The sequence below is a fragment of the Microbacterium sp. 69-10 genome (assembly GCF_001897945.1).
Classification (GTDB): domain Bacteria; phylum Actinomycetota; class Actinomycetes; order Actinomycetales; family Microbacteriaceae; genus Microbacterium.
Window position 1 is genome coordinate 101,113 of record NZ_MKRT01000028.1, and the last position, 7,800, is coordinate 108,912.

A 7,800-nucleotide genomic window follows, 5' to 3' on the forward strand; every position below is an offset into this window, starting at 1 on the left:
CCTCGTCTCCCCCACCAAGACCGCGATGTTCTTCGCGGGCATCCTCGCCGTGTACCTGATCATCCAGGGTCTCGTGTACATCGGCACGGGCATCTTCACCAAGGACAGAGGCGGCTGGTCGCGCCTCGGCCACATCGTCCTCGGTCTGCTCTACGTCGTCGGCGGCATCCTCGCGTTCGTCAACCTCTTCGCCTTCACGGCGACGCTCGCGATCTTCTTCGGCATCATGCTCGGCATCACCTGGATCATCGACGGCGTCGTCTCGCTGTCGCTGCTGGGCGATTCCCGCTCGAGGGTCTGGACCGTGGTCTACGCGATCCTCAGCATCGTCGCGGGCGTCATCCTGCTGCTCTCGCCGCTGTACGCGGTCATGCTGTGGTGGCTCGCCGGCATCTCGCTCGTCGTGCTCGGCGTGCTTCAGATCGTGCGTTTCATCACCCTGAAGAAGGATGCCGCGCTCATCGCCGACGCCCTTCGCTCGGAGGAGACCGCCTGAGGAATCTTCCCGGCGCACGAGGAAGGCCCCGTCCGATCGGACGGGGCCTTCCTCGTTTCAGCGGATCACTCGGCCGCGAAGTCCGAGGTGTCTCCGACCAGACGGGTGTTGTCGGCGGGAACGGGGGCGACAGCGGCCTGGGCGACCTCCGCGGCGAACTCCGACACGTTGTAGAGCTTGCCCGCGGACTCGCGGCGCTCGGCGATCGCACCGGGGTTCAGACGGTTCAGGAGCGTGGCGGTGATGGTGCCCTCGATCATGTCGCCGGAGACGACGGTGAAGCCGATGCCCTTCTCCGCGAGGCCGGGGATCAGCTCGCGCAGTGCGTCCTCACCCGCGCGCTTGGACTTCGCGACCGGCTCGTACTCGGGCATCGTCGGGGTCGTGCGGATGAAGTGCGCCTGATGGCTGGTCACGAACACGACGCGCGATCCGTCGCCCAGCAGCGGCTCGCCGGCCTGCAGCACGTTCACCTGCGCGTCGCGGTTGAGTTTGAGGGCGTAGTCCTCGCCCATGCCGGACTCCATGCCGCCCGAGGCGTTGAGTACGAGGATGTCGAGCTTGCCGAACTCCGCCCGCACCGCGTCGAACATCCCCGCGACGGAGGACGGATCGGTGAGATCGGCACCCACGACCAGTGCCCGCACTCCCAGCTCCCGGAGCTCCGCGGCGAGCTTCTCGGCACGCGGCGCCTTGTTGCGGAAGTTGATGACGACGTCCGCGCCGGCCTCGGCGAAGTAGCGGACGGTGTCGGCGCCGATGCCCCGGGACGAGCCGGTGACGAGCGCCACCTTGCCCTGAAGGGATCCGGCGGGCAGAACCTGGGTCATTCCTGACTCCTCGTGATGCGCGGGATATCGCCGGGTCGGCGACCTCCCAACCCTACAACGCGGCGCCGCCGCACCGCGGGATCACCCGCGTGATAGGTTGACCGCAGGAGGGGCGCATGGACTTCATCGCAGGTATCGAGCAGTGGGCCTGGATCGGCTGGCTGGTGCTGATCGCCCTGTTCCTGGTCATCGAGATGATGACCCTGGACTTCACCTTCCTGATGCTGTCCTTCGGCAGCGTGCTGGGACTCGTCTCCGATCTCGTCGGCCTGCCGATCTGGGCGCAGGTCATCATCGCCGCCGCCGCCGCGGCGCTGTTCATCTTCTTCCTGCGCCCGCCGCTGCTGCACCGGCTGCGTCGAGGCGAGGATCCCACCAAGTCGAACGTCGCCGCGCTCATCGATCTCCGCGGGACCGCCCTGCAGGACATCACTGGCGTCTCCGGCCAGGTCAAGCTCAGCAACGGCGACACCTGGACCGCCCGCAGTCTCGACGGCACACCGATCATCCAGGGCAGCCGCGTGGCTGTCGCGGAGATCAACGGCGCCACCGCCATCGTCCGCCCCGTCACCGAATAGGAGCACTGATGGACGACTCCTCGTTCATTCCCACCACGATCGCCTGGATACTGGCGATCGCCGTCATCATCTTCGTGCTGGTCACGATCGCCCGATCCATCCGGATCATCCCCCAGGCGACCGCCGGCATCGTCGAGCGCCTGGGTCGCTACCACAAGACGCTCGACCCCGGACTGAACCTGCTGGTGCCGTTCATCGACCGGCTGCGCCCGCTGATCGACATGCGCGAGCAGGTCGTCTCGTTCCCGCCGCAGCCCGTGATCACCGAGGACAACCTGGTCGTCTCGATCGACACCGTCGTCTACTTCCAGGTGACGGATGCCAGGGCGGCGACGTACGAGATCGCCAACTACCTGGGCGCGGTCGAGCAGCTGACCACGACCACGCTCCGCAACGTCGTCGGAGGCCTGAACCTCGAAGAGGCGCTGACCAGCCGTGACGAGATCAACGGCCAGCTGCGCGTCGTGCTCGACGAGGCGACCGGCAAGTGGGGCATCCGCGTCTCGCGCGTGGAGCTGAAGGCCATCGACCCGCCCGTGTCCATCCAGGACTCGATGGAGAAGCAGATGCGCGCCGAGCGCGACCGTCGTGCGGCCATCCTCACCGCTGAGGGCTCCAAGCAGTCGCAGATCCTCGAGGCCGAGGGGCAGCGACAGGCCGCGATCCTCAAGGCAGAGGGAGACAAGCAGGCAGCGGTGCTGCGCGCTCAGGGTGAGGCGGAGGCGATCCAGAACGTGTTCGCGTCCATCCACGAGGGTCGCCCTGACGACAAGCTGCTCGCGTATCAGTACCTTCAGATGCTGCCCAAGATCAGCGAGAGCTCGTCGAGCAAGCTGTGGATCATCCCCAGCGAGCTCACCGAGGCACTCAAGGGCATCGGCAGCGCGTTCACACCCCGCGCCGGCGGGTCGGACGCCTCGCAGCCCGGCGCGTGACGCACCCGTACTTCGCCGGCTCCCGGCATCCCCGAGTCCTCGCCCACCGCGGATTGGTCCCCGCGGTCGGCGAGGACTCCTCGCTGTGGGAGAACACGGCGGGCGCCTTCGCGTCCGCCCACGCCGCCGGAGCCGAGTACATCGAGACCGACTGCCAGGTGACGGCGGACGGCGACGTGGTGCTGTTCCACGACGACACGCTGGAGCGACTCACGGGCGACCCGCGCGCGGTGTCCGAGGTGCGCACGGCCGAGCTCGCGCAACTGTTCGCACCCCACGGCGGGCTGATGACGGTCGGCGATGCGCTGGATGCCTTCCCCGACACCCGGTTCAACATCGACATCAAGACCGAGGCCGCCGCCGAGCCGATCGGTCCGCTGATCGCACCTCATTCGCACCGCGTGCTCGTCACGAGCTTCTCCGAGCGCAATCGGCGCGCCGCGCTGGCATCCGTGATGCGTGCCGGTGCCGGCATCCGGCCCGCCACCTCCGGCGCGAGCTCGGTCATCCTCGCACTGAGGGTGCTGTCATGGCTGCGGCTCTCCCCCGCGCGGGTGCTGCGCGACATCGACGCGGTGCAGATCCCCGAGCGCCATCTGGGCATCCGGCTGTTCACCCCGGCCCTCGTGCGAGCGGCCCACGCGTGCGGCACCGAGGTGCACGTGTGGACGATCAACGACCCCGACGACATGCGACGTCTGATCGCCGCCGGAGCGGACGCGATCGTCACGGATCGCGCTGATCTCGCGCTCCAGACGATCTGACCGTCGCAGGCCGGTCGGCGCTGGGATTCCCCTGTGAGTTCGACCGGGATCTCGCCGCTGTGGATGAAGCGCACAGGCGCGACCGTTATACCTGACAGCGACGAGAGGACCACACAATGGCAGATCGCAGCCTTCGCGGCATCCGGCTGGGTGCCCAGAGCCTTCAGAGCGAAGAAGGCGTCGTGTTCATGGAGCGGCGCGCCACCACCTACAAGTGCGACACGTGCGGCCACGAGACGACCCTGATGTTCGCGGCAGACGCCGAGCCGCCGCAGACCTGGGAGTGCCGCAGCTGCGGCGCCGAGGCGCTGCTGCAGGTCGACGGCGCATCCGTGAAGCTCGAGGAGAACGACGAGAAGGCCGCGCGCACGCACTGGGACATGCTCCTGGAGCGTCGCACCCGCGATGAGCTCGAAGAGCTCCTCGCCGACCGTCTCGCCTACGTGCGCGCCCGCCGCGGCGCCGGCGACGACCCGACGCGCGAGCGCATCGGCGCCTGATTCAGCGTCGCCGCCGAGCGATCACGCCGGCGGCGACCAGTGCCACCGGGCCCCCGATCACCAGCGCGAGCTGTATGCACGGGCCCAGCAGCACACCAGCCGTGAGGCCGGAACGCAGTTCGACATCCTCGAGCAGCGCTCCGGCCTCATCTGCGTCCAGGGTCGCCAGGGTGCTGCCGTCCGGCCGCATGATCTGGCTCGTGCCGACAGTCGAGATGTTGACCACGCTGCGACCGGTCTCGATCGCCCGCATCCGTGCGAAAGCCAGCTGCTGCAGGTTCTCGTCCGTACCCCGGAAGTCGGCGTTGTTGGTCTGGAAGACGAGCACCTGGGCGCCGCGCTGCACACCCTCCCGGATCACCTCGTCGTAGATGACGTCGAAGCAGATCGCGAGCCCCACACCCACGTCGCCCACCTTCACCAGCGGAGGGTTCGTTCCCGGCGTGTACTCCCGCTGCAGGAGACCGATCAGATCCGGGGCCAGGGCATTGAAGAACTCACGGTTCGGCACGTACTCGCCGAACGGCACCGGATGCCGTTTGTCGTGCAGCTGAGCGGCAGTGCCCTCGTCCGTCCACAGGAACGAGGTGTTGAAGATGTCCTTGCCGCGCTCGGTGGCCGTGTTGGCGAGCAGGGGCGCGTCCAGCCATGACACGACCCGGTTGAGTCGTCGAGCGGTGGAGGCGTCCTGGAACGGGTCGTAGTCGACGCCGCCCTCCGGCCAGACGACCAGGTCGGCCTTCTTCCCCTCCAGCGGTTCGGTCGCGGCCATCTGCGCATCGATGACGCTGTACTGCTCCCTGGCGTCGAAGTAGCCGGTCGGGCCGTTGCCCTGCACGGCTGCGATGCGCATGGTCCCCGCGTGCGCGGTCGGGAACACGGGCAGGAACAGCAGCACGAGCGCGGTGACGACCGGTGCGACGAGTGCGAGAGGACGCCGCCAGGCACGGGCCCGGACGGCCTCGACGATCATCGCGATGGCGAAGACCATGAGGAAGCTCAGCCCGCTCACGCCCACCCAGGACGCGACGGGCGCGAAGGGCCCCTCGGCCTGCGTCATGCCCAGCCGCGCCCACGGGAAGCCGCCGTAGGGCCAGTTGCCGATGAACAGCTCCTGCACGGTCCACAGCGCGGCCACGACCGCGGGAAGCAGGATCGGGCGGCTGCGCGGCCAGGCGCGCGGCACCCAGCGGTATGCGAGTGCGATCGGCAGCAGCGCCACCGCGGTCAGCACGCCCTCCACGACGGCCAGGGCGACCCAGGGAACCGGGCCGAGATACCGTGCCACCCAGCCGACCAGCATCGAGTAGAAGACGAGGCCGTACACGCCGGTGACCAGAAGCGCCGGCCAGAGACGGCGCCCGTCCAGGCAGACGATCAGAAGCGCGACCGCGACCAGCGCGAGGGGCCAGATCGCCAGGGAGGGGAACGAGACGCTCATCAGCACCCCTGCGATCGCGGCGAGCCAGACCGCGAGCCACAGCGGCACGAGCGGGCGCACGGATGCCGCGGGGCGAGTCCTTCCCACCGTCACACTCCCGCGTAGGCGACGATGCCGCGACGCACGCCGTCCAGCGCGCGTCGCGCGGTGGACGCGAGGTCACCGTCGTCGGCGACGATGGAGAGCTGATCCAGCAGGTCGATCGTCTGCTTCGCCCAGCGCACGAAGTCGCCCGCTGCCATGTCGGCGTCGATCAGCACGCGGTCCAGCGAGCCCCCGCGCGCCCAGGAGTGCATGGCGGCAGCCAGGCCCGGCGCGAGCGGCTCGGTGCGCGGGAGGGAGTAGTCGTGCTCGATGTCGTCGAGCTCGGCCCATAGCCGCACGGTGGCGTCGTAGGCGATGCGGAACGCGCCGCGGGGCAGGCCCCGCTCCCCCGCGTTCTGCTCGTCGCGTCGGGGCTCGTAGACCAGGCAGCTCGCCATCGCCGCGAGCGACGGCGCGTCCAGGCTGCGCCAGAGACCCTGACGCAGCGCCTCGGCCACGAGCAGATCCCGCTCACCGTAGATCCGCTTCATGGTGCGCCCCGCATCGGTCAGCGAGAGGTCGTCTCCGTCGCCCTCCACGTAGTCCACGACCCGGAGCACGTCGATGACGCGGTCGAAGGTGCGCGCGACCGTGCCGGTGCGGGTCTCGATCTGGCGGCGGATGCGGTCGGTGTCGCGCTTCAGGCTGAAGTAGCGCTCCGCCCAGCGCGCGTGCGCCTCACGGTCGGGGCATCCGTGGCACGCATGCCGCTGCATGCGAGTACGGAGAGCCTGGATCTTGCGCATCCGCTTCTCCCGTGCCGCACGGGGGCCGGCGGCGTCACGGCGGTTCTTCTTCTCCAGGTCGCTGAGCTCGCGCCGGATGGCCGCGTACTCCAGGAAGTCGCCGTGCTCGCACTGCATGGCCTTCTGATAGCCCGCCAGCGACTCCTCGGCGTCCTTCACCTTGCGGGCCAGCCCGACCACCGCTCGGTCCGCCTGGAACTGGGCGAACGACGACTCCAGGATCTCCCGGGCGCGCGAGCGCCCGAACCGGTCGATCAGGTTCACCGCCATGTTGTACGTGGGGCGGAAGCTGGAGTTGAGCGGGTAGGTGCGGCGGGATGCCAGTGCGGCGACGGCCTGAGGGTCCATGCCCTCGGTCCACTGCACGACGGCATGACCCTCGACGTCGATCCCGCGACGGCCCGCGCGTCCCGTCAGCTGCGTGTACTCGCCGGAGGTGATGGCGACACGCGCCTCGCCGTTGAACTTCTCCATCTTCTCGAGCACCACGGTGCGTGCGGGCATGTTGATGCCCAGTGCCAGGGTCTCGGTGGCGAAGACGGCCTTCACCAGCTTGCGCTGGAACAGCTCCTCGACGACCTCCTTGAACGCGGGGAGAAGACCGGCGTGGTGCGACGCGATGCCGCGCTCGAGGTCGTCGCGCCATTCCCAGAAGCCCAGGATGTCGAGGTCCTCGTCCTGCAGCGACCGCGTGCGGTCGTTGACGATCTCGCGGATCTCGGTGCGCTCGTCCTGCGTCGTGAGGCGGATGCCGGCCCGGCGCACCTGCTGCACGGCGGCGTCGCAGCCGACCCGGCTGAAGATGAAGAAGATGGCGGGGAGCAGGTTCGACCGCTCCAGCAGCCGCACGACGTCCGGCCGGTCCATCCGCTCGATGCGCCGCATGTTGGCTGATCGGACGGGCCTCTTCCCGCCTCGCGGAGGTCGCTTCGCCTGCCGCCCGGCATGGCGGTTGCTGGCGTACTCCTGGGCGCTGCGGTTGCTCTCGTACCGGGACCCGGTAAAGGAGCGGATGCGGAACAGCTCCTGGTTCACCTGCGCGGTCGCCACGCCCGCGCGGTCGTCGAACAGCGGCAGCAGGTCGCCGCGGACCAGCACGTGCTGCTCCAGCGGCACGGGCCGGATCTCGGAGACGATCACGTCGGTGTCTCCGCGCACGGTGTCGAGCCAGTCGCCGAACTCCTCGGCGTTGGAGACCGTGGCGCTGAGCGAGATCAGGCGCACCTCCTGCGGAAGGTGCAGGATGACCTCCTCCCAGACCGGCCCGCGGAATCGGTCGGCGAGGTAGTGCACCTCGTCCATCACCACGTAGCGCAGACCTCGGAGCGAGTCCGAGCCCGCGTACAGCATGTTGCGCAGCACCTCAGTGGTCATCACCACGATGCGCGCGTTGCCGTTGATGTTGGTGTCGCCGGTGAGCAGGCCC

The 7,800-nt window shown here is 69.0% G+C and carries 8 protein-coding genes; 5 read left to right on the forward strand and 3 right to left on the reverse strand.

Features of this window, described 5'->3' with window-relative positions; genetic code table 11:
- Window positions 1–496: DUF308 domain-containing protein (locus tag BGN97_RS14930; RefSeq protein WP_292703152.1), on the forward strand; the 496-nt coding region annotated here is incomplete at its 5' end.
- Between the two features lie 65 nt (window positions 497–561).
- Here the strand turns inward: BGN97_RS14930 and BGN97_RS14935 are convergent.
- Window positions 562–1,326: an SDR family oxidoreductase gene (locus BGN97_RS14935; protein ID WP_292703155.1), complete on the reverse strand. Its 765-nt coding sequence runs from the start codon at window positions 1,324–1,326 to the stop codon at window positions 562–564.
- A gap of 116 nt (window positions 1,327–1,442) precedes the next feature.
- Between BGN97_RS14935 and BGN97_RS14940 the strand changes: the two genes are divergently transcribed.
- From BGN97_RS14940 to BGN97_RS14955, 4 genes are all read left to right on the forward strand, one after another.
- On the forward strand, window positions 1,443–1,904 hold the full coding sequence (locus BGN97_RS14940; RefSeq protein ID WP_292703158.1) for an NfeD family protein: 462 nt from the start codon (window positions 1,443–1,445) through the stop codon (window positions 1,902–1,904).
- Between the two features lie 8 nt (window positions 1,905–1,912).
- Window positions 1,913–2,839, forward strand: coding sequence for an SPFH domain-containing protein (locus BGN97_RS14945; protein ID WP_292703161.1), 927 nt, complete (start codon window positions 1,913–1,915; stop codon window positions 2,837–2,839).
- Window positions 2,836–3,603 (forward strand): glycerophosphodiester phosphodiesterase family protein, encoded by a 768-nt coding sequence (locus BGN97_RS14950; protein WP_292703164.1) that lies wholly within the window; start codon window positions 2,836–2,838, stop codon window positions 3,601–3,603. Before BGN97_RS14945 ends, BGN97_RS14950 begins: the two co-directional genes overlap by 4 nt.
- 116 nt (window positions 3,604–3,719) lie before the next feature.
- Complete coding sequence (locus tag BGN97_RS14955; protein WP_285632291.1) at window positions 3,720–4,103, forward strand: RNA polymerase-binding protein RbpA; 384 nt, start codon at window positions 3,720–3,722, stop codon at window positions 4,101–4,103.
- Between the two features lies 1 nt (window position 4,104).
- Here the strand turns inward: BGN97_RS14955 and lnt are convergent, their stop codons facing one another.
- Together lnt and BGN97_RS14965 are read right to left on the reverse strand one after the other, a co-directional pair.
- Window positions 4,105–5,631, reverse strand: coding sequence for an apolipoprotein N-acyltransferase (gene lnt, locus BGN97_RS14960; RefSeq protein WP_363331440.1), 1,527 nt, complete (start codon window positions 5,629–5,631; stop codon window positions 4,105–4,107).
- A 2-nt stretch (window positions 5,632–5,633) separates the two neighbouring features.
- On the reverse strand, window positions 5,634–7,800 hold a 2,167-nt coding region (locus BGN97_RS14965; RefSeq protein WP_292703169.1), incomplete at its 5' end, for a DEAD/DEAH box helicase.

Coding starts and splice junctions, on each gene's coding strand:
- BGN97_RS14935 (WP_292703155.1), bottom strand. CDS start 1,326: ATGACCCAGGTTCTGCCCGCCGGATCCCTTCAGGGCAAGGTGGCGCTC.
- BGN97_RS14940 (WP_292703158.1), top strand. CDS start 1,443: ATGGACTTCATCGCAGGTATCGAGCAGTGGGCCTGGATCGGCTGGCTG.
- BGN97_RS14955 (WP_285632291.1), top strand. CDS start 3,720: ATGGCAGATCGCAGCCTTCGCGGCATCCGGCTGGGTGCCCAGAGCCTT.
- BGN97_RS14945 (WP_292703161.1), top strand. CDS start 1,913: ATGGACGACTCCTCGTTCATTCCCACCACGATCGCCTGGATACTGGCG.